General features: G+C 42.5%; 1 protein-coding gene. It reads left to right on the top strand.

Annotated elements, in window-relative coordinates; translation table 11 throughout:
* Positions 1–285, top strand: a 285-nt coding sequence (locus AAEY79_RS14540; protein ID WP_352289006.1) for a PDZ domain-containing protein, incomplete at both ends; no start/stop codon positions are given.

The following is a 285-nucleotide window of genomic DNA, read 5'->3' as shown; positions in this document are numbered from 1 at the left end:
GTGTAACTGATTTGGGTGGTGCTGGAGCTACAGGTTATAACATTGGTTTTGGCGCAAAAACAAAAGCGGAATCATTAGGGTTAAAAATTCTAACGGTTAGCCAACACAGTCCAGCACATCAAGCGGGATTAAGTGCGGGTGATTTATTGATTGCAGCAGACCACTTGCAAGTAACCAGTCAATTTGAACAGCAACTGCAAAATCGAACCCTTGGCGAACAAATCACTTTGCATTGGTTTAGACGTGATGAATTGATGCAAGGAACATTAACGATCAGTGAAGCAG

The sequence above is a fragment of the Psychrobacter sp. GW64-MNA-CIBAN-0177 genome, from assembly GCF_040309585.1.
GTDB classification, from domain to species: Bacteria; Pseudomonadota; Gammaproteobacteria; order Pseudomonadales; family Moraxellaceae; genus Psychrobacter; species Psychrobacter okhotskensis.
This window is presented reverse-complemented; position numbering and strand designations above follow the sequence as displayed.